Annotated in this window: 18 protein-coding genes and 2 tRNA genes; 12 read left to right on the top strand and 8 right to left on the bottom strand. The window is 34.0% G+C overall.

The window, feature by feature from the left end; translation table 11 throughout:
* Positions 1 to 178 precede the first annotated feature (178 nt).
* From ACKI42_RS00460 to ACKI42_RS00480, 5 genes are all read right to left on the bottom strand, one after another.
* The gene (locus ACKI42_RS00460) at positions 179 to 2,710 is read right to left on the bottom strand and encodes a DUF5686 family protein (protein ID WP_407401322.1); all 2,532 of its coding nucleotides are present in this window, start codon (positions 2,708 to 2,710) and stop codon (positions 179 to 181) included.
* Between the two features lie 224 nt (positions 2,711 to 2,934).
* Positions 2,935 to 3,008, bottom strand: a tRNA-Asn gene (locus tag ACKI42_RS00465).
* A gap of 194 nt (positions 3,009 to 3,202) precedes the next feature.
* Positions 3,203 to 3,276, bottom strand: a tRNA-Asn gene (locus tag ACKI42_RS00470).
* Between the two features lie 81 nt (positions 3,277 to 3,357).
* The gene (gene rseP, locus ACKI42_RS00475; protein WP_407401324.1) at positions 3,358 to 4,704 is read right to left on the bottom strand and encodes an RIP metalloprotease RseP; all 1,347 of its coding nucleotides are present in this window, start codon (positions 4,702 to 4,704) and stop codon (positions 3,358 to 3,360) included.
* Positions 4,705 to 4,807: 103 nt separating this feature from the next.
* Positions 4,808 to 5,248 carry a DUF6646 family protein gene (locus ACKI42_RS00480; protein WP_407401326.1) on the bottom strand — a complete coding sequence of 147 codons (441 nt, stop codon included), beginning with the start codon at positions 5,246 to 5,248 and terminating at the stop codon, positions 4,808 to 4,810.
* Between the two features lie 104 nt (positions 5,249 to 5,352).
* On the opposite strand from ACKI42_RS00480, the gene ACKI42_RS00485 reads away from it, so the two are divergent.
* A complete protein-coding gene (locus tag ACKI42_RS00485; protein ID WP_407401328.1) occupies positions 5,353 to 6,105 on the top strand; it encodes a nitrilase-related carbon-nitrogen hydrolase in 753 nt (250 codons plus the stop codon).
* Positions 6,106 to 6,133: 28 nt separating this feature from the next.
* Here the strand turns inward: ACKI42_RS00485 and ACKI42_RS00490 are convergent, their stop codons facing one another.
* From ACKI42_RS00490 to ACKI42_RS00500, 3 genes are read right to left on the bottom strand one after another with little or no spacing between them, the layout of a single operon-like run.
* Complete coding sequence (locus tag ACKI42_RS00490) at positions 6,134 to 6,433, bottom strand: thioredoxin family protein (RefSeq protein ID WP_407401330.1); 300 nt, start codon at positions 6,431 to 6,433, stop codon at positions 6,134 to 6,136.
* A gap of 8 nt (positions 6,434 to 6,441) precedes the next feature.
* On the bottom strand, positions 6,442 to 6,807 hold the full coding sequence (locus ACKI42_RS00495; RefSeq protein WP_407401332.1) for a rhodanese-like domain-containing protein: 366 nt from the start codon (positions 6,805 to 6,807) through the stop codon (positions 6,442 to 6,444).
* Positions 6,808 to 8,217, bottom strand: a complete 1,410-nt coding sequence (locus tag ACKI42_RS00500; RefSeq protein ID WP_407401334.1) for a rhodanese-like domain-containing protein — start codon at positions 8,215 to 8,217, stop codon at positions 6,808 to 6,810.
* Between the two features lie 178 nt (positions 8,218 to 8,395).
* Here ACKI42_RS00500 and ACKI42_RS00505 point away from each other — a divergent pair, with 178 nt between their 5' ends.
* The 11 genes from ACKI42_RS00505 to ACKI42_RS00555 all read left to right on the top strand — a co-directional run bounded on the left by ACKI42_RS00505 (position 8,396) and on the right by ACKI42_RS00555 (position 19,430).
* Complete coding sequence (locus tag ACKI42_RS00505; protein ID WP_407401336.1) at positions 8,396 to 9,922, top strand: helicase HerA-like domain-containing protein; 1,527 nt, start codon at positions 8,396 to 8,398, stop codon at positions 9,920 to 9,922.
* A gap of 105 nt (positions 9,923 to 10,027) precedes the next feature.
* Positions 10,028 to 11,251, top strand: coding sequence for a PolC-type DNA polymerase III (locus tag ACKI42_RS00510; RefSeq protein ID WP_407401338.1), 1,224 nt, complete (start codon positions 10,028 to 10,030; stop codon positions 11,249 to 11,251).
* Positions 11,252 to 11,507: 256 nt separating this feature from the next.
* Positions 11,508 to 12,707 (top strand): diaminopimelate decarboxylase, encoded by a 1,200-nt coding sequence (gene lysA, locus ACKI42_RS00515; RefSeq protein ID WP_407401340.1) that lies wholly within the window; start codon positions 11,508 to 11,510, stop codon positions 12,705 to 12,707.
* Between the two features lie 114 nt (positions 12,708 to 12,821).
* A complete protein-coding gene (locus ACKI42_RS00520; protein ID WP_407401342.1) occupies positions 12,822 to 13,559 on the top strand; it encodes an energy transducer TonB in 738 nt (245 codons plus the stop codon).
* Between the two features lie 84 nt (positions 13,560 to 13,643).
* On the top strand, positions 13,644 to 15,080 hold the full coding sequence (miaB, locus tag ACKI42_RS00525) for a tRNA (N6-isopentenyl adenosine(37)-C2)-methylthiotransferase MiaB (protein ID WP_407401344.1): 1,437 nt from the start codon (positions 13,644 to 13,646) through the stop codon (positions 15,078 to 15,080).
* A gap of 24 nt (positions 15,081 to 15,104) precedes the next feature.
* Positions 15,105 to 15,518 (top strand): hypothetical protein, encoded by a 414-nt coding sequence (locus ACKI42_RS00530; protein WP_407401346.1) that lies wholly within the window; start codon positions 15,105 to 15,107, stop codon positions 15,516 to 15,518.
* A 24-nt stretch (positions 15,519 to 15,542) separates the two neighbouring features.
* Positions 15,543 to 16,052: a hypothetical protein gene (locus ACKI42_RS00535; RefSeq protein WP_407401348.1), complete on the top strand. Its 510-nt coding sequence runs from the start codon at positions 15,543 to 15,545 to the stop codon at positions 16,050 to 16,052.
* Entirely contained in the window at positions 16,024 to 16,830 is an 807-nt protein-coding gene (locus ACKI42_RS00540; RefSeq protein WP_407401350.1) for a tetratricopeptide repeat protein, read from the top strand. The genes ACKI42_RS00535 and ACKI42_RS00540 overlap by 29 nt, the downstream gene beginning before the upstream one ends.
* Before the next feature lie 41 nt (positions 16,831 to 16,871).
* Positions 16,872 to 18,158, top strand: coding sequence for a sigma-54 interaction domain-containing protein (locus tag ACKI42_RS00545; protein WP_407401352.1), 1,287 nt, complete (start codon positions 16,872 to 16,874; stop codon positions 18,156 to 18,158).
* 34 nt (positions 18,159 to 18,192) lie between these two features.
* A complete protein-coding gene (locus ACKI42_RS00550) occupies positions 18,193 to 18,894 on the top strand; it encodes a hypothetical protein (protein WP_407401354.1) in 702 nt (233 codons plus the stop codon).
* Positions 18,895 to 18,908: 14 nt separating this feature from the next.
* Positions 18,909 to 19,430, top strand: coding sequence for an LptE family protein (locus ACKI42_RS00555; RefSeq protein WP_407401356.1), 522 nt, complete (start codon positions 18,909 to 18,911; stop codon positions 19,428 to 19,430).
* Position 19,431 lies beyond the last annotated feature (1 nt).

Raw genomic sequence — 19,431 nt, forward strand, 5'->3', positions numbered from 1 at the left:
GAATCAATATAGAGAAAAGCAAAAATATAGATATTTTCGTGAAGCGATTTAGCTTGATTTTTTTCTAATTTTGAATAGATAAATATTAATCGCTAAGACTAAAATAAAGAATACAATTTCGTAATATGTAAACGACATCAAGGTTCCACTGGCTAAAGAAATACATTGTTGAGAAATCTTAAAACCCAAACTGGAATCCTGCTTTTATCCCAAATTTATTGGCTTCTGGTCTATCCATATAGTTTCCTCTCCAGTTGAAATCTACCCTGAAAATTCTAATATTCCCGAATCCAATATTCTCTATCCCAAATCCGTATTCGTAATAGATTTGTTGGTCTGGAGCAGAGTATTTCATGCCATCGACATTGATGTTTTTAGAGGCATCACTCAAAGTTCCATAAGCTCCTCTGATAAACGCCACTTCTCTTAGTTTTAATTTTTTAATTAAAGGAATGTATGATAATATTTTTCCGTTAAAATGGTGCTCTAAGTGAAGGGTAGTGTAAGTATCTGCAACAAATTCATAATAGTTTAGCTGAGCAAATGTATTTTGTACCAAACCATAAGATTGGTTTCCAGGGATTACATTTTGTAGTGCCAAAGGTACGGTATCAAAGTTTTTACCTGCTTCGAAATTAAATAGCATTTTCCCCCAACTTCCTATCAGCATAGGTTTGTAAAACATAAACTGTAGTTTATTGTAATTATAATCAGCATTAAATAAGCCTTCTATTCCTCTTGTATACTTCAAAACGATAGTGGGTGCCAAGGTACCGTGTTCATAACGATCTACTCCAGTCTGAGAAAATTTTGCACCAGGTCTAGCAATTAAGCTTAGGGTCACATGAGAATCATTCACTGTTTTTCTTAAATCACCATTTCTGTAATACATCAAATTGAATCCGTCTGGATTTGCCGATTTTATACTTTGTAGTGTTCCGTCAAGTTTTATTTGGAAGTTTTTCCAAGGTTCTATGGAAGCAAAAACGTTGGTTTGGTTTACAGAACTTAATGATGCGTTTTCACCTCTTGCAAAAACCGTAGAAGAAGCAAATGATCTAGACATAATCCCGTCATCCGTTGTTAGTTGTACACCCAACTGCATAATATCTCTTCTTGTACCAGCTCCCAAAGTAAAACGATTCACTCTATTGAACATGTACTTACCTTCTACGCCATATTTGAATTGCTTGTCTTTGAAGCCATAAGCATTGTAGAACTGTATTCTCCAAGGATCATTTTGAGTAAAGTAAGTTCTTGCACCCAAACGTATTCTATCGCCTTCCACTTCATTCTTACCATAGATAGAGAAGATAGGGCCAATATCAATACCTTTTACCACATTATAATACTGAGATCCTAATGTTTCATAGATCTTCACCATACGGTTGAATTTGGGTGTTTTCTGAAGCTGATCGAGCATGTTGTAGACACCTTGTTCAGCTTTGGATAAAGAGTCGGGTCTTGCTTGTGCCCAATAGGCATCATCTTTATCTACAAATTTATTATCGTATTCTTCCTCTTTTCTTGTAAAGACAGAAGCTTCTAATGGTTTGTTAAATTCGTAGTCGGAGTAATCAACGCTTCTCTTCGCTACAATACTTTTAGAGGTTTTCTTTTTAGAGAATGGTGTCATCTCTATTTCAGTTATAAATTTTTTGGGTAAAAAAGTCTGGTCATCAGGATTGTCATATTCTAGCTCTGTAGAAATAGCATTGATAAAGTTGACGTTTATTTTGTTCGTAGATTTCAAAGTAGCGCCCAAAACAGCATAAGAATCCGTATCGATGTATAAATATCCTTGGAAGGCCAAAACTTCTGTTCTTTTTGGGAGATAGCGTATTTTGTAGGCATCTTGACCTCTTACCGAAATAGTATCCACCAAATTGTAATCATATGTGCTGAATCCGTCTGTACCGACTGGAGAAGGGAAACCGATATCAAAATAATTCAGAGTATTATCATAGATATTGATGTCTCGGTACAAGTTTTTTGCAGTAAGCGTAATAATCTGATTATCTTGGAAACCTGAAGTTTTCTGCGCAACTAATAGTTTCTTGTTCTTCTTGCTAGGTTTATTTTCGCCATAATTTTTATACATCGCCTCATTTAGAAAGATGGGAAGTGCCATCTTTCCTCTTGCGGTGGAATCTGCATAATCGAAAATGAAATCTAGTTTATTGAAAATCTTTTTGTGCATAAAAGCACTATCTAGATTATTAGCGTCAAATTGTATTTTTTCGTATTCGTTATAAGTATATGTATCGAATTTGTCTAGCCCATTATTTCTTTTACGCTTCCACACTTCCTGCATAATCTTGTATGCGGGATTTTCTTTTTTATTTTTAAATTTTGATTTCTCATTGTGGATCACCACTTCCTGTATGCTACTCACTTTTTCAGAAGAAAGCTGTATCACGAGGTTATTGTTATTTTCGGCTGAAATGTCAACGGTTTCTAAGGCGTAATTTTTCTTTAAGAATTTCAATTTATATATAATACTATCAGATTGTATGCTGAAATTTCCGGTGGTGGTAACAAGTGTAGGCGTATTACTGTCGTTAATGAATACAGAAACTGCAATTACTTCTTTATGGGTCTTCTCGTCTACAATTTTACCTGAAGCGGTATTCTGTGCGGATAAAAAGCTAGTAAGAAGGAGTAGGAAAGTATAGCTGAAATAAAATTTTAAATTCTTGGTTGACATCATGTGTTTCTTCGTGCAATGGCTTAAACAAAAAGCGTGCTGTTATTTTTTTATTTTAAAAGTTTTTTAAGGACTTTTAATTTTTAGTTACAAATGGCAAATGTAACGAAATTCGAAGCATGAATTTGACGTAAATACAACCTGAAGTGTGATAAATCAATACCGAATGAATGAAAAGGGAAATTAGAAACCAAAAAAAAGACTTACAAATAAATGTAAGTCTTACGCTCCTCCTCTTGGGCTCGAACCAAGGACCCTCTGATTAACAGTCAGATGCTCTAACCAACTGAGCTAAGGAGGAATGTCCTCTGTTTTAGGTTTTGCAAATATAAAACGAAAAATTAAATCTTGCAAATATTTTCTAGCATCTATCGGGTAAAATGTGCTATTGTATTATTTTTCAGTAAATTAAATTTTAAAAATATTTTATAAAAATTAAAATTCATAAAAGTTTAGAGCAAAAAAAAGACTTACAAATAAATGTAAGTCTTTACGCTCCTCCTCTTGGGCTCGAACCAAGGACCCTCTGATTAACAGTCAGATGCTCTAACCAACTGAGCTAAGGAGGAATGTCCTTATTTTTAGGTGGTGCAAATATAGGACAGATATTTGTACCGTGCAAATATTTATTTAAAAATATTTAAAAATATTTAAAATTTATTCATCACAATTTTCACAATATCATTCCCGAAGATGACTAACATTAAGCCTAACAGGAAGATAACACCTACCATCTGTGCATTTTCTAGTATTTTTTGTGGAACAGGTTTTCCTACAATCATTTCGTATAAAGTGAAAATAACGTGACCACCATCCAATCCTGGGATAGGAATAAGATTCAAAAATGCTAACCAAACTGAGAACATTGCTGTAAAACTCCAGAATGCTGTCCAATCCACAGATACGGTACCATCGCTAGCTTTGTCCACAGGCATATTGTTTATGATAGCAATTGGTCCACCTACTTTTTTATACCCTTGTACTTTTCTATTGAAGATTAGTTTGAACTGTTTTACTTGATAGGTTAAGCTTTCTATACTTCTAGTAAATCCTCTGCCAATAGACTCAACGAAAGAAAAATGCTTGGTTTCATAGAATTTTGTCATCTGCTTGTCAGATGATATCCCTAATGTTCCATCCGCAGAAACAGGTAAAACCAATGGTTCTACTGCGCCAGCTCTTATCACGTCTACATTAATGTTTTTACCTGGATTTTTGATAATAGCTTGTTGTAACTCATCATAGTATGCTATCTTTTCTCCATTTACAGAAACTATTTCGTCACCTATTTTCAATCCAGCTTCCATAGTTTTTGGATTTACGATAGTATCGATAATAGCTGAGAATCTTGGAGTAAGAAATGCTTTTGGATTTTCATCTTTAAAAGCCATTGCTTTACCATCATCATTGGTAGCAAAAGTTTCTTCTTTACCATTTCTTTTTACCGTAATTTCGTCACTTAATAATACATCAAGCGCCAATTTATCTAGATTGTTTTGTACTTTTCCGTCGACTTTCAAGATTTCATCACCATCTTGGAAACCCATAGCTTTTGCTACATTAGTATAGTGCATGGGTGCATTCACTTTGGTAGTATCAAAAGAAGTTTCTCCATTGAAGAAAGAAAGACATCCGTAGATCAACCAAGCCAAGAAAAAATTGACAGTGACTCCTCCTAGCATAATGATTAATCTCTGCCAAGCTGGTTTTGCACGAAATTCCCAAGGTTGTGCAGGTTGTTTCAACTGTTCGGTATCCATGCTTTCATCTACCATCCCAGCAATTTTCACATATCCACCGAATGGAAGCCATCCGATACCATATTCTGTTTCGCCAATTTTCTTTTTTATAATAGAAAAATAAGGATCAAAAAATAAATAGAATTTTTCTACTTTGGTTTTAAAATATTTTGCAGGCAAGAAATGCCCAAGTTCGTGTAGAACCACTAATATTGATATACTTAATATAAATTGAAAGATCTTAATTGCTAATTCCATTAATTGTTTTTAGATTTTAATTGCAAAGGTAACAATTATCAAAATGATGCCAAATAAAAAAACTCCTCATCACGAGAAGCTTTGTCACTTATGTAGTGTTTTTCTAAAAATTGAAAGAAACACCCAGACTTCCATTATTACCAACTTCAGCAAAAACGCCAATTTTGTCTGTGAAAAAATATCGTGCACCAATATGCGCTCCAATCCCAAAATCTTTGCCCAAAACTCCAAGGTTTACCCCTGGGTAAAGATCAAATTTCGCAGGTAAATCTAAAGCCTCACTTAAGTGGAAATTTACTCTCCCGAAAACAAATACTCTGTTGTCTTTATTATTGTCTTTGTACCCATCAAAATATGCGTTGGCGCCACCTCCCACAGAAATAAGCTGATTGAGCCCGTAGTCATAAGTAGCAGTAATACCAGTACCATAGCCATAAGCATTAAGCCCCAAATTTACTTTTTGATCTCCTTTTCCTGTGTACGCTTGTGCATTTGCAAAGGCTCCGGTAAGCATTGCCATCCCCATAAATACCAATTTCTTCATAGATTTTTATTTTGTTTAAAATGATTTTGAAAAATTATTAGCATCAAATATAAAACCGAAATCAATTATTAATTGTAATTTTATACAAGTATTTACAAGAAATTATGAAGATTACAGGCATCAATTTGGATATCGTTTGGAAAGATAGAACCCAAAACTTCCTAAACATAGAAAATTATTTGGCACAAGAGAAGGCAGATCTTTTCTTGCTACCAGAGATGTTTTCTACTGGTTTTTGTATGGATGCTTCTGATGTTGCAGACCGTAATGAGGAGTCTTTGGAATTTCTAAAAAAAATGGCGAAGCAAAAAAATGCTGCTTTTTGCGGATCGGCACCTGTAGAAAAAAATGGTAAATATTACAACCGAATGTATTTTGTAAAACCAGATGGCGAGGTTGCTTTTTATGATAAAAGGCATTTGTTTTCTTTTTCGGGGGAAAATAATGTGTACACCGCAGGAAAAGAAAGGGTTATTGTAGAATATTTGGGTTTCCGAATTCTTTTGCAAGTGTGCTATGATTTGCGTTTTCCAGTTTTTTCTAGAAATAATGATGACTATGATGTTATTTTATACGTCGCCAATTGGCCAGAAAAAAGAGTAGGAGCTTGGGAACATCTACTAAAAGCGCGAGCAATTGAAAATCTATCTTTTGTTTTTGGACTGAATAGAATTGGTACAGACGGAAATAATCTTTTGTACAAAGAAAGTTCGCATTGTTTTCTTGCAGATGGCTCGGATATTTCTCAGAAAGAAGGAAACATTATTTCGGCAGAGCTTAATAGAATTGATCTTTTTAATTTTAGAGATTATTTTCAATTTTTGAATGATAAAGATGACTTTAAGATTCAATTTTAAACATAAAAAAACTGTGAATAATCACAGTTTAAGAGTATAGTTTTATCAATTGAGTGAGCGTATTCACATCGTGTACGCCACTTTCTTTGTATAAAAGTTCTCCTTGCTTGAAGAAGGTAATTGTTGGCACGCTTCTTACCCCAAATTGGTTGGCAATTGCGGGATATTGGTCGATATCAATTTTGATGATTCTTGCAGCTTCACCTACGTTTTCTTTTACTGTATTCAGTACAGAAGATTGTACTTTGCAAGGTTGACACCAAGTAGCAAAAAAATCTACCAATACAGGTCTTTCGGAATCTATAATTTCTTGAAATTTTTGTGACATCTTTTCTATTATTTTTCTTGTTGAATGGCTTTTACATTTTTCCATGTGGTTCCATCGTAGACTTCAATGCCATTTTTAGACAATAAATCTACCGCTTTATCTGCTTGTATCCCACGATTACAGAAGACTACTACTTTTTTCCCTTTTAGAGATTCTATATTGTTTTGCAAACTATCTAGCGGAATATTAATCGCATTATTGGCTGTTGCCTCAGCATATTCCTCAGGAATTCTTACGTCTAATAAAACTACATCTTCACTTTTTACAATTTCCTTTATATTGTATTTAGGAATTGAAGAAACGGGTTTTGCAGTTGTACAAGAGGTTAAGACCAAAAAAAGTGTACCTATAAATCCTAATAATAATTTGTTCATTTATAAAGTTTTAGACTGACAAACAAAATCAGTGGTTGGAAATTTTTCTGTTTTCTTAATTCCATTATATCCACCTTCTATTTCGGTGAAATTTCTAATGCCATGAGAGTTTAGAATACTTGCAGCTATCATACTTCTATAGCCACCCGCACAATGGATGAAAAAATGCTCCGAGTCATCAATATCTTTTACCCAATCACTAATAGCATCCAAGGGCTTATTATACGCATTGTCAATGTGTTCTGCAGCATATTCTGTGAATTTTCTTACATCAATTACTTTAGAATCTTTATTAAACTGAGCAGCAAATTCCTCAGGTGAAATCCTCTTTACCTCATCTATCTCTTTTCCAGAGTCTTTCCAAGAAGAAAATCCTCCTTCTAGATATCCTCCTACATTATCGAAACCTACACGGCTCAATCTCGTAACTACTTCTTCCTCTGTTCCAACGTCTGTAATAAGTAATATAGGATGTTTCACATCTACAATAAGATTACCAACCCAAGGAGCAAAATCCCCTTTCAGACCGATATTAATTGCGTTAGGAACAAAACCTTTCTGGAACTCGACAGGACTTCTAGTGTCCAAAATAAGTGCTCCAGTTTCTTCAGCATACTTTTCAAAATCTGCAACATTTATGGGAGTAAGCGCTTTGTCTAAAACAGTTTCTAAACTTTCGTACCCACCTTTGTTTAAAGCGACATTCATTCCGAAATATTTTGGTGGAGCAGACAAACCATCCAAAACTTCTCTCACGAAAGATTCTTTGTCAGGTTGATTCAGCGCATAATTGGTTTTCTTTTGGTTACCCAAAATATCTACAGTTTCTTTTTGCATATTTTTACCACACGCAGAACCAGCGCCATGAGCTGGATATACCGTAATGTTATCATCCAAAGGCATTATCTTGGTTTGTAAACTATCGTATAAAATGCCCGCAAGATCTTCCTGTGTCATATTGGTTGCCTTTTGTGCCAAATCTGGTCTTCCTACATCTCCTAAAAATAAAGTATCTCCTGTGAAGATTGCAGTTTCAACCCCGTTTTCATCTATCAGTAAGTACGTGGTACTTTCCATCGTGTGTCCTGGAGTATGAAGGGCTTTAATTTTTATTTTACCAATTTCAAAAATTTGCTGGTCTTCAGCAATGATAGCTTCAAAATTAGGTTCTGCAGTGGGACCATACACTATAGGTGCATTGGTATTTTTGCTTAGATCTAAATGTCCAGAAACGAAGTCTGCATGAAAATGCGTTTCAAAAATATATTTTAGAGATACATTATCCTTTTCCAAACGTTCTAGATAAGGTTTTACTTCTCTTAGAGGATCTATAATCGCAGCTTCGTTTTCGGAAACGATATAGTATGCGCCTTGTGCTAAACAGCCAGTATATATTTGTTCAATTTTCATTTGATGGGTAACAATTTTATTGTTCATTAAATAAGCATACAAAAATCGGGTTTATTTTTTAAAAATTAATAAAATAAATTAACGATAATAATAGATTAAATCTATATACTATAATTTAAGGAAAATTTCTATCATCTTCCGAAAAAAAATTATCTTTATAAGTTGTAAAAAAAATCAAATGGCAGATCAAGCAAAATTTATAGAAGAACTCAATGCAAGATATACTCCCAAAGGAGACCATATTATACTAGGAAAAGGAATGCTAGATGGGAATGTAGTACCCGAAGTGAATGTTACAATTCCTCTAAAAACCATCAATAGACATGGTTTGATAGCTGGTGCCACTGGAACAGGAAAAACCAAAACCCTGCAAGTATTTGCAGAACAACTTTCTCATGCAGGAATTCCTTCTTTGGTATTAGACATCAAAGGTGACTTTTCGGGGATTGCAACAGCGGGAGAACTAAGTACTTCTGTGCAAGATAGATATGCAAAAACAGGTTTACCATACAATCCACAAGCTTTTCCTGTAGAGCTAATGAGTATTTCTGGTGGAAAAGGGGTAAAACTAAGAGCTACGGTGACGGAATTTGGTCCGATATTATTAAGTAAAATTTTAGTGCTTAATGATACTCAGCAGAGTATTATGTCTATTGTTTTTAAATATTGCGATGATAAAGGTTTGCCTCTGATAGACCTTAATGATCTAAAAAAAGTGCTACAATATGTAACTACAGATGCACAAGGTAAATCTGAACTTTCTGCTAATTACGGATCTATTTCTTCGGCTTCATTAGGGGCTATACTTAGATCAATTGTATCACTAGAACAACAAGGTGGCGCAGATTTCTTCGGAGAATTGAGCTTTGACGTCCATGATTTGCTTGAAACTAGAGATGGAAAAGGCGTAGTGAATATTTTGAGAGTTGCTGATATCCAGACAAAACCTCAACTATTTTCTACGTTTATGCTTTCTCTTTTTGCAGAAATCTACATGACGTTTCCAGAGGAAGGAGATAGTGGGAAACCCAAATTGGTACTTTTTATCGATGAGGCACATCTTATTTTTGATGAATCTTCTAAAGCTTTGGTTTCACAGATTGAGACTATGGTGAAGCTGATTCGTTCTAAAGGGGTTGGTATTTACTTTATCACTCAGATTCCTGGAGATGTACCAGAAAATATATTGTCGCAGTTGGGACTGAAAATTCAGCATGCGTTGAGAGGATTTACCGCAAAAGACAAAAAAGAAATATCCAAAGCGGTAGAAAATTATCCCACTACAGAATTTTATGATGCTTCCAATTTAATCCAAAATTTAGGAATTGGGGAAGCCTTTGTAACGGCTCTAGACGAGAAAGGAATTCCTACGCCATTGGTACACACGTATCTTATTTCTCCAGAATCTAGAATGGATGTTTTGAATGACCAAGAAATTAATCAACTGACTTCTAATTCTACCATGGTATCGAAATATGAAAAAACAATAGACTCAGAATCTGCCTATGAAATATTGGCTTCTCGGATGGAGCAAGCGGTACAAAATTCAGCTCCAACACAAAAAACAAAACCTGTAAAAGAAGAACCAGGAATGTTCGAGCAAGTGATGAAAAGTAGTGCTGGCCGCACCTTTGCTAATACATTGATGAGGGAAGGCGCAAAGGCTTTACTCGGAATGTTTGGATTAGGAGGAAGAAAAAGATAGGAACAGCGTTTTTTATCTATTTTTTATTATTTTAGCAGAATTGCCCAAAAAACTAGATTCAAGATTGAGGAGAGGCAAAACGATTTTTAGAATAACAAGATGTCAATGTATTCAATAATAGATATAGAGAGTAATGGTGCAGGTTTTAGGAAAGAATGCATTATAGATATAGCCATTTTCAAGTTTGATGGACAGAAAATAGTGGATCAATTTATTTCCTTGGTTAATCCTGAAAGTGATATTACGCCTTTTGTGCAAAAACTTACCAATATTACACCCAATATGGTGAAAACTGCTCCAAAATTTCATGAATTAGCTAAAAGAGTGATTGAAATTACGCAAGATACCATCCTGATTGGACATAATATCGAGTTTGATTATAGAATGCTTCGCCAATCCTTTGAAAGGTTGGGATATGTTTTCACTATTAATACCATTGATACTATTCCGTTGGCCAAAAAGCTGATCCCTAATGCCGAAAGTTATTCTTTGGGAAAGTTGGTAAAATCTTTAGGAATTCCTTTGTTGAATGCGCATAGAGCAGAAGGCGATGCTAGAGCAACTTTAGAATTATTTAAACTTTTGGTGTCAAAAGATACCAAAAATGAGATTATACAAGAGTACCATGATGAGGTAAATGCCAAGACGTACATCAACAAAATAAGGCATCTTACCCAAGATTTGCCACATGATAAAGGCTTTATTTATCTTCATAATGAAGACGGAAAAATAATATTTTCGGATCAAGTGACGAACATCAATAAGTTTGCGAAAAAACTATTTAATTCTAAATCTAAAAAGTGGGAAGATATCCAACAAGAAGTTATTAAAATTAATTTTGAACTTACTGGGACTGATATTATTGCTAAATTAATCTCAAATACCAAAAATAGGAAGAAAGCAGAACATTTGCCTTTCGGATTGTATTTTAGGAATGATGGATATATTGTAGAAAAAAATTTGCTCAACAAGCAACAGAAACCTATTTTGAAATTTAAATCTTTTACGCAAGGTGTAAAAGCGGTACGTTTTATAGAGAAATTTCCAGAGTTTGTAGAGGTAGAAAATTTAAAATTAAAAATAGATTTTAAACATAAAAATCTGCTTTGGTTGGGCGCAGGAAGAAAATTGGGAGAAAAGTTATTTCTGATCATGGAGAATGGGAAGGTAAAATCTTACGGTTTCTACGATTTATTCACTCAGATCCAAACATTAAGTAAAATTAACAAACTAAAAATAGATCTACCACTTTCAACTTTGGATTTAACAAACGATTTGCAATTGGCTTTATTAAAAGGTGATTTCGAGACTTTGCCACTGCCAAAATAATTGTGCAATTTATAAAATTCGGAAATTTTTGGAGAAACCAAATCGATTCAAAATCAAGGTATCAAAAATAAATAGTATTTTTGCACCATAAAATAATACGCAATGCAAAATTTTAGACAGAAACAAACTGGTAAGAAGGGAGCTGTGAAGTTTTCAAAGGTTTGGAATACCTAAAAGAGTCGTCTTGCATAAAAAAAATAATATTGCGGCAGACTCTTCTCGAAGAATCTGCCTTTTTTTATGTTAAAATAAAATTATGAATTCAAAAGATTTGCTACAAATTGCCAATGAATATGGCACGCCGTTGTATGTTTATGACGCAGAATCAATCAAAACTCAATACGAGAAACTTACGTCTTCTTTCTTGAAACATACTAAGTTCTTTTATGCGGCGAAAGCATTAACGAACATCAATATTTTAAAATATATAAAAAGTCTTGGGGCTTCCTTAGATTGTGTATCCATCAATGAGGTGAAACTAGGACTGAGAGCGGGTTTTACTAAAGAAAAAATACTTTTCACGCCCAATTGTGTAGACCTTGCGGAGATAGAAGAGGCCATGTTGCACGGAGTTCATATCAACATCGATAATATTTCAATTTTAGAACAATTCGGGAACAAATTCGGGAATACCTATCCTATTTTTGTAAGAATCAATCCGCATATTTACGCGGGAGGAAACCATAAAATTTCAACTGGTCATATCGACTCTAAATTTGGTATTTCTATCCACCAAATGCGTCATATCGAAAGAGTGATGAAAAGCACCAATCTAAATGTAGAAGGTCTTCACATGCATACTGGGAGCGAAATAAAAGATCCTGAGGTCTTTTTGCAAGCGCTAGAGATTATGCTAGAATTGTCTGTTCATTTCCCAAACTTAAAGTATTTGGATATGGGAAGTGGTTTCAAAATTCCTTATCAAGAATCTGATATGGAAACAGATGTGAAAGGTTTGGGTAAAAAAGTGGAAAAAGCAATTTCTGAATTCACGAAAGAAACTGGGAAAAAATTCGAACTTTGGTTTGAGCCAGGGAAATTCTTGGTAGGAAAAAGCGGTTATCTTTTGGTAAAAGCAAATGTGATCAAGCAAACTACAGCAACTGTATTTGTAGGTGTAAATTCTGGTTTTAATCATCTTATTCGTCCGATGTTCTACGATTCTTATCACACCATAGAAAACTTATCCAACCCAAAAGGTGCCGAGAGAATTTATACAGTGGTAGGAAATATCTGCGAAACGGATACTTTTGCATGGGACAGAAAACTGCATGAAGTAAGAGAAGGCGATATTTTGGCTTTCCACACGGCTGGAGCGTATGGTTTTGAAATGAGTACCAATTTCAACTCTAGGCTAAAACCTGCAGAGGTTCTTTTCTTAGACGGTAAAGCACATTTAATTAGAAAAAGAGACGAATTCGAGGATTTATTAAGAAATCAAATTGAGATTTTGTAATACTATTTCAAGAATAATAAATAGAGAAACTTCATGCAATTGGTATGAAGTTTCTTGTTTTTTTGCGGGATAATCTTATATTAACGCAAGTTTTTTTTCCTTATAAAATACACAATGATAAATAAAATTCGCTTTATTTCGGTGCTTTTTGTAAGCGCTTTATTTTCTAATTTCAATGCTCAGATTCTTGATGAATACCCTACAGATCAATATTTTTATGAAGGAGGTGAGGTTTCACTTTATAAAGAGATTCATCAGATATTAGTTGATGAAAAAGTATCAAATTGTGATGCTAAAGAAATCTATCAACCAAGAATAATAGTCACTAAAGAAGGAAGTGTAAAAATTGTAAAGGATACAGATGTAGATCAAATTGCTAAAAATAAATGTGCGTATGATGTTTCTATGCTTGTGCTTAAAAACCTTAATAATTGGAAACCTGCTGAGGTGTACAACAATAAATACAGCGCTATAACAGAATTTATTGTCTACCCCAAACATCTTATGAATGAGTATAAAGAAGGATATGTTGCAAGCAGATATTTGATTCCAGCACAGTATCCAAAGGGTTTTAAAGCGTTTGATAAAGATCTTCATGATAATTTTATGGCATTATTTTCTGATTATCATATCAATGGGAAATTCAATTTAGAATTTTACATCAGTGAAGAGGGTAAAATAATAAATCCAAGAATATTTCCTTCTATATTCGATCCAGTTTTTAATAATGAATTCCTAAGAACGCTTTCTAGATTAAAAAAAGTTTGGAAACCTGCGTTTTACAATGACATTCCGATAAAATATAGAATTAGCAATCCGATGAGTTTTTCTATCACTTTTGAAGAACGTTAGTCTCCTGCCATTCTGTCACAATATTTTGTATCTTTGCACATTCAATTATAATTTAAAAATTTATAATTCTCAAAAACTACTACAGTGCAAGAAAAATATATAGACGAGACCAAGCAAGGGGAAGCCTTTGCCATATTAGAAAAACCAGAAAACGGAAAAAAATTATTCTTAGAAAGCTATGGCTGTCAAATGAATTTTTCAGATTCTGAGATTGTTGCCTCTATACTTAATGATCAGGGATACAATACCACTCTAAAAGTAGAAGAAGCAGATCTTATTTTACTGAATACTTGTTCTATCCGAGAAAAAGCAGAGCAAACTGTAAGAATGCGTTTGGCTCAATTCAAAAATCTAAAGAAAGAAAAACCTAATATGACGGTGGGTGTTTTGGGGTGTATGGCAGAGCGTCTGAAAACCAAATTTTTGGAAGAAGAACAATTGGTAGACCTTGTGGTAGGACCCGATGCGTATAGAGATTTGCCTAATTTATTGAAGGAAACGGATGATGGTAGAGATGCCATCAACGTTATTCTATCTAAAGAGGAAACCTATGCCGACATTAATCCTGTGAGATTAGGAGGAAACGGAGTTACTGCTTTTGTAACCATCACTAGAGGTTGTGATAATATGTGTACATTTTGCGTAGTACCTTTCACTAGAGGTCGCGAGAGAAGTAGAGATCCACACTCCATTATCCAAGAATGTAAAGATTTGCTAAATTCTGGTTATAAAGAGATTACACTTCTTGGTCAGAATGTAGATTCTTACCTTTGGTATGGTGGTGGCCCGAAAAAAGACTTCGCTAAAGCTTCTGAAATGCAACAAGCTACTGCGGTAGATTTTGCTCAGTTGCTAGATTTGGTAGCCAATGCAGTGCCCAATATGAGAATTCGTTTTTCTACCTCTAATCCGCACGATATGACGGAAAAAGTTTTCCATGTAATTGCGAAACACGAGAATGTTTGTAGCTATGTTCACCTTCCTGTACAAAGTGGCAGCGATAGAATACTGGAGTTGATGAATCGTCAACACACCCGTCAAGAATATCTAGATTTAATAAAAAGAGCTAAAGAAATTGTTCCAGATATTTCATTCTCACAAGATATGATTATTGGTTTTTGTACAGAAACCGAAGAAGATCACCAACAGACCCTAAGTCTAATGCGTGAAGTGGAGTATGACTATGGTTATATGTTCTCTTACTCTGAAAGACCAGGAACACCTGCGCACAAAAAGCTGGCTGATGACATCCCTGCTGAAGTGAAGCAAAGACGTCTAGCAGAAGTGATAGACTTACAGCGTGAGCTTTCCAGAAAAAGAATGGAAGGCTATGTAGGAAGAGTCCACCAAATTTTAATAGAAGGTGTATCTAGAAAAAATGACAAACAATGGAAGGGAAGAAACTCTCAGAATGCTGTTTGTGTATTTGATATGGCAGAAGGACAAAAATTAGGAGATTTTGTAGACGTATTTGTGTATGACAATACCCAAGGCACACTTATTGGGAGAGTGGTAGAGTAATTATAAGTTCATCTAAAAATAATTATGAAGTATCTTCTCATTCTATGTTTCGCGATTATTTCTAATGTTTTTTTTGCTCAGAATAAAGCAGAAAAATATTTTGGGTTTGGAATTCAGGTGGATCATCAAACTTGGAAAATTGAAGTGCAGAAAAATAAAAACGGAAGCTATAAAATCAACTATCCAGATATTCCATGTTCAAGTGTTTGGAAATTTGCAGAAAATCTTAAAGATATTTACCCCGTAGAAGAAGGAGTGAATTATAGTATTGCTCAAGAAAAATTGACAACTGGAGAGGATAAATGTATGAATGACAGCTGGGTTCTTTTGGTAGATGAAAAGCTATCTAAGACCACAAAACGATTTTATCTCTTCGAGACAGAACATCACAGTAAGCCATATGCATATGGTTTTTTAGAATTAGAAACAGAGGAGTAGAAGATATAATGAAATAGTATAAGCATGAAACATATTTTATTTTTACTTTTATTCGCATCGGTGTTTATGCAATGCCAGACGGAGAAAGAGATGACTTCAACGTATTCTGCGCAAGTAGGAGATATTTTTTTTGAAGAAAAAATAGATGATCCAAAATTCAAAAGATGTTTTGAAAAAGATTTGGGATTTCAATATTATAATGACACCAAAGGTTTTGAATTTGAAGGTGAAAAAATTGCCATTATCAAGCAATTAGAAAAACTAAAGCTTCAGGGAAATAAAGAATCTAATGGATATATTACCTTTAGATTTTTGGTGAATTGGGAAGGGAAATCTGGTCTATTTAGAGCAAAATCTATGAATTTCAATTATATTGAAGAAAATTCTGATCAAATATTAGCCAATCAGCTATTAAGTTTTACTAAAAAGTTAGAGGGTTGCAAAATTAAAGAATATAACGGGGTAAAATTAGATTACTATCAGTATTTAACTTATAAAATAGAAGATGGAAAAGTTTCAGAAATATTGCCTTAGCATTCTATTTATAGTTGTTTCTGTTCAGATTACAGCACAAGTGAATTGCAATTCGGTACAAGGTGACGATTGCAAGAAAGCTTGTGAAATGTATAATTTACTGGAAGAAAAATACAACCAAAGGAGTAGTCAATCTCAGGAGGGCTTTGACAAAGCGATACAACTTTGCCCTACATTTTCTCATTTGTATTCGGAAAAATCTGTTCCTTATCTTAAAAGAGGAGATTTTGCTACTTGGAAAATACTGATAGATAAAGCTGTCGCACTAGATCCTAAAAAACATCTTGGTTACAGAGGTTGGTGCAAATACCAATTTTTGAGAGATCATAAAGGAGCAATTGCAGATATTGAATCTTTAGAGAAAATTTATCCAACAGGGTATTTGGGATATTCAGCCAACGGAGATTATGAGTTGCATATTGCCAAGGCACTTTGCTATTCGGCTTTGGGGCAAAAGGCAAAAGCTATTTCAATTTTAGAAAATCAGTTGGCTCAAAAAGATCATCAAGTTGGGTTTTACGATTATTACCAACTCGGAGTTACCTATTACCAACTTGGAAAATATGATAAAGCTTTAGAAAACTTCGAAAAACAAAGTAAATACAACGATTTTTCAGAAAACATATATTATAAAAGTAAAGTATCAAAAATCAGAAACAAAGATTATTTAGATTTAAAAAAGAAGGCTTTAGCAAGCTACGATGAGGGCAAAACCATGAAAGAAGGCTATACTCATCATTTTAACAAAGTGTACAGATCGCAAATTGAAGCGCTGTAACTTTTAAAATCTTATTTTTTTTTAACTTTAAATGTAATACAATGTCAGACTTACAATCTATAAAAGCACGTTTCGGAATTATAGGGAATTATCCTGTACTCAACCGTGCGCTAGAAAAATCTATACAAGTTGCCCCTACCGATATTTCCGTTTTGGTAATCGGAGAAAGTGGTGTGGGAAAAGAATTTATTCCGAAAATCATTCATTCAGAATCCAAAAGAAAGCACCAGCCTTATATTGTTGTAAACTGTGGAGCAATCCCAGAGGGGACAATAGATTCTGAATTATTTGGGCACGAAAAAGGTGCTTTTACGGGTGCTACTGCCACTAGAAAAGGCTACTTTGAAGTAGCAGATGGTGGTACTATCTTTTTGGATGAAGTAGGAGAGTTGCCTTTGCAAACTCAGGTTCGTCTACTAAGGGTGTTGGAAAGTGGAGAATTTATGAAAGTAGGTTCTTCTCAGATTCAAAAAACCAATGTACGAATTGTAGCGGCTACCAACGTGAATATGATGAAGGCGATACAAGACAACAGATTCCGTGAGGATTTGTTTTATCGTCTGAATACGGTACAAATAGATATGCCGCCTTTGAGAGAAAGAAAAGGTGATGTACACCTGCTTTTCAGGAAATTTGCAATAGATTTTGCCGAAAAATACAGAATGCCAGAGTTGGTTTTGGAGCCAAGTGCAGTACATTATATAGAAAATTATGCTTTCCCAGGAAATATCCGTCAATTAAGAAACTTGGTAGAACAGATGACGGTAGTAGAAAGAGACAGAGCGGTAACAGTAGCCAGGCTTACAGAATATATCCCGATGAATGCCAATCTGCCAATGGTGGTAAACGCTCCCAATACTCAAAAACAAAACGATTTTGGCAACGAAAGAGAAATTATGTACAAGATTCTCTTTGATATGCGAAATGACATTAATGATTTAAAATCACTAACTTCCGAGCTTATAAAAAATAAAGGGACGGCAGATCTTAGCAATCATGAGAAAAATCTGATTAATAGAATTTATACTCCAGAAGCGCAACAATCTCCTGCAAACAATACACTCCTATATTTAGAAAATAATACAAATAATTTGGAAGTTCAAAACCCTACCGTCATTAGCAATAATGAAGAAGATTATCAGGATTTTGAGGACATCGTAATTGAAGAAAATAGGCCAGAATCTTTATCACTTCAAAATAATGAAAAAGATCTAATAATAAAAGCCTTAGAGAAACACAATGGGAGAAGAAACAAAGCAGCAGATGAGCTAGGTATTTCTCAAAGAACTTTATACAGAAAAATAAAACAATACAATCTAGAAGAATAAAATAACACGAACACCAAACACCACACAAAAAATTATGAATGTAAAATTATCTCCAAGACCAATTAATTTCAATATGAATCTGTATCTAAGTGAAGGATATGAGCTTCTAAAGAAAGAATTTGTAAATATTGCGTTGGCAACTTTTCTATGTCTTATCATGTCTATCATCCCATTTTGCGGTTTTCTTGCCATGGGAAATTTGTACAAATATCTGCGAGATGTGAAAAATCATAGACCATCTAGCCCTGGAGATATATTTAATTTTGATAATTTTTCCACCTATTTTATTCTTCAATTAATTATGATTGCAGGATTGTTTGTACTTTTTATACCAATGTTTTTTATCTTTCCAGGCATTATGCTACTTCAAAATGAAATTGCTGGTATAGGGGCTGGTATTTTCGGTTTTCTTTATATGATTTTTATTTTTGTAGCTTTATTTTATTTTGTTCTGAAAGGATTTTATATTCCCGCACTATTTTCTCTAAAAGGTATTACGGATATAAAAACTGCTTGGAAAATGTCTAAAATAATGACCAAAGGAAATCTTCTAATGATATTTATATTCAGTATTATTGTATTGATTTTATCTCAAATAGGAGCTATTGCTTGCGGTATAGGAGTCTTGGTAACCATGCCTTATATGTATACAACACATTATATCGCTTTTGAGGATGCATTGAAGCAAATAGAATACGACGAAATTACAGAAATTGGTATTAAAGAAAAATACTAAAATTAAAATTTAAAATGAATCAACTGAAGTACTTTTTGATATTAATGATTTGTGCAGGATCTCTGCATTCTTGTTACAGTTTTACAGGATCATCACTTACCGATGAAAAAACAATACAAATCAACGAGTTTCCCAACACTGCACCATTAGTAAATCCGGCCTTGGCGCAACAATTTTCAACAAGTATTCAGAATAGGTTTCTACAGAGAACTACTTTGAAGGGAACCAAAGAAAACCCTGATATTTTGATAGAAGGTGAAATTGTAGATTATACCATCACGCCTACTACTATCAGTTCTAATACCCAACAGACATCTGCAGGTATTATTCAGGAATCACAGAACAAACTTACTATTACAGTAAAAGTGCACTACGAAAATAAACTTCATCCTGATGTGAGTTTTGATAGAACATATTCTGATGAAGCAGTTTTCAACAGCAGTTTGTCACAAAGTGATATAGAAGTGTCACAAGTGAAAATTGCGACAGATAGAATTATAAATAAAATATTTAACGATATCGTAGCAAATTGGTAAT

This window comes from Chryseobacterium sp., assembly GCF_045629545.1.
Classification (GTDB): domain Bacteria; phylum Bacteroidota; class Bacteroidia; order Flavobacteriales; family Weeksellaceae; genus Chryseobacterium.

Excerpts from the sequence above, each read along its gene's own strand:
- ACKI42_RS00550 (WP_407401354.1), top strand. The coding sequence starts at position 18,193 with ATGAATGTAAAATTATCTCCAAGACCAATTAATTTCAATATGAATCTG.
- ACKI42_RS00520 (WP_407401342.1), top strand. The coding sequence starts at position 12,822 with ATGATAAATAAAATTCGCTTTATTTCGGTGCTTTTTGTAAGCGCTTTA.
- ACKI42_RS00555 (WP_407401356.1), top strand. The coding sequence starts at position 18,909 with ATGAATCAACTGAAGTACTTTTTGATATTAATGATTTGTGCAGGATCT.
- ACKI42_RS00495 (WP_407401332.1), bottom strand. The coding sequence starts at position 6,807 with ATGAACAAATTATTATTAGGATTTATAGGTACACTTTTTTTGGTCTTA.
- ACKI42_RS00485 (WP_407401328.1), top strand. The coding sequence starts at position 5,353 with ATGAAGATTACAGGCATCAATTTGGATATCGTTTGGAAAGATAGAACC.
- ACKI42_RS00545 (WP_407401352.1), top strand. The coding sequence starts at position 16,872 with ATGTCAGACTTACAATCTATAAAAGCACGTTTCGGAATTATAGGGAAT.
- ACKI42_RS00490 (WP_407401330.1), bottom strand. The coding sequence starts at position 6,433 with ATGTCACAAAAATTTCAAGAAATTATAGATTCCGAAAGACCTGTATTG.
- ACKI42_RS00505 (WP_407401336.1), top strand. The coding sequence starts at position 8,396 with ATGGCAGATCAAGCAAAATTTATAGAAGAACTCAATGCAAGATATACT.
- rseP (WP_407401324.1), bottom strand. The coding sequence starts at position 4,704 with ATGGAATTAGCAATTAAGATCTTTCAATTTATATTAAGTATATCAATA.
- ACKI42_RS00535 (WP_407401348.1), top strand. The coding sequence starts at position 15,543 with ATGAAACATATTTTATTTTTACTTTTATTCGCATCGGTGTTTATGCAA.
- ACKI42_RS00530 (WP_407401346.1), top strand. The coding sequence starts at position 15,105 with ATGAAGTATCTTCTCATTCTATGTTTCGCGATTATTTCTAATGTTTTT.
- lysA (WP_407401340.1), top strand. The coding sequence starts at position 11,508 with ATGAATTCAAAAGATTTGCTACAAATTGCCAATGAATATGGCACGCCG.
- ACKI42_RS00480 (WP_407401326.1), bottom strand. The coding sequence starts at position 5,248 with ATGAAGAAATTGGTATTTATGGGGATGGCAATGCTTACCGGAGCCTTT.
- ACKI42_RS00540 (WP_407401350.1), top strand. The coding sequence starts at position 16,024 with ATGGAAAAGTTTCAGAAATATTGCCTTAGCATTCTATTTATAGTTGTT.
- ACKI42_RS00500 (WP_407401334.1), bottom strand. The coding sequence starts at position 8,217 with ATGAAAATTGAACAAATATATACTGGCTGTTTAGCACAAGGCGCATAC.
- ACKI42_RS00510 (WP_407401338.1), top strand. The coding sequence starts at position 10,028 with ATGTATTCAATAATAGATATAGAGAGTAATGGTGCAGGTTTTAGGAAA.
- ACKI42_RS00460 (WP_407401322.1), bottom strand. The coding sequence starts at position 2,710 with ATGATGTCAACCAAGAATTTAAAATTTTATTTCAGCTATACTTTCCTA.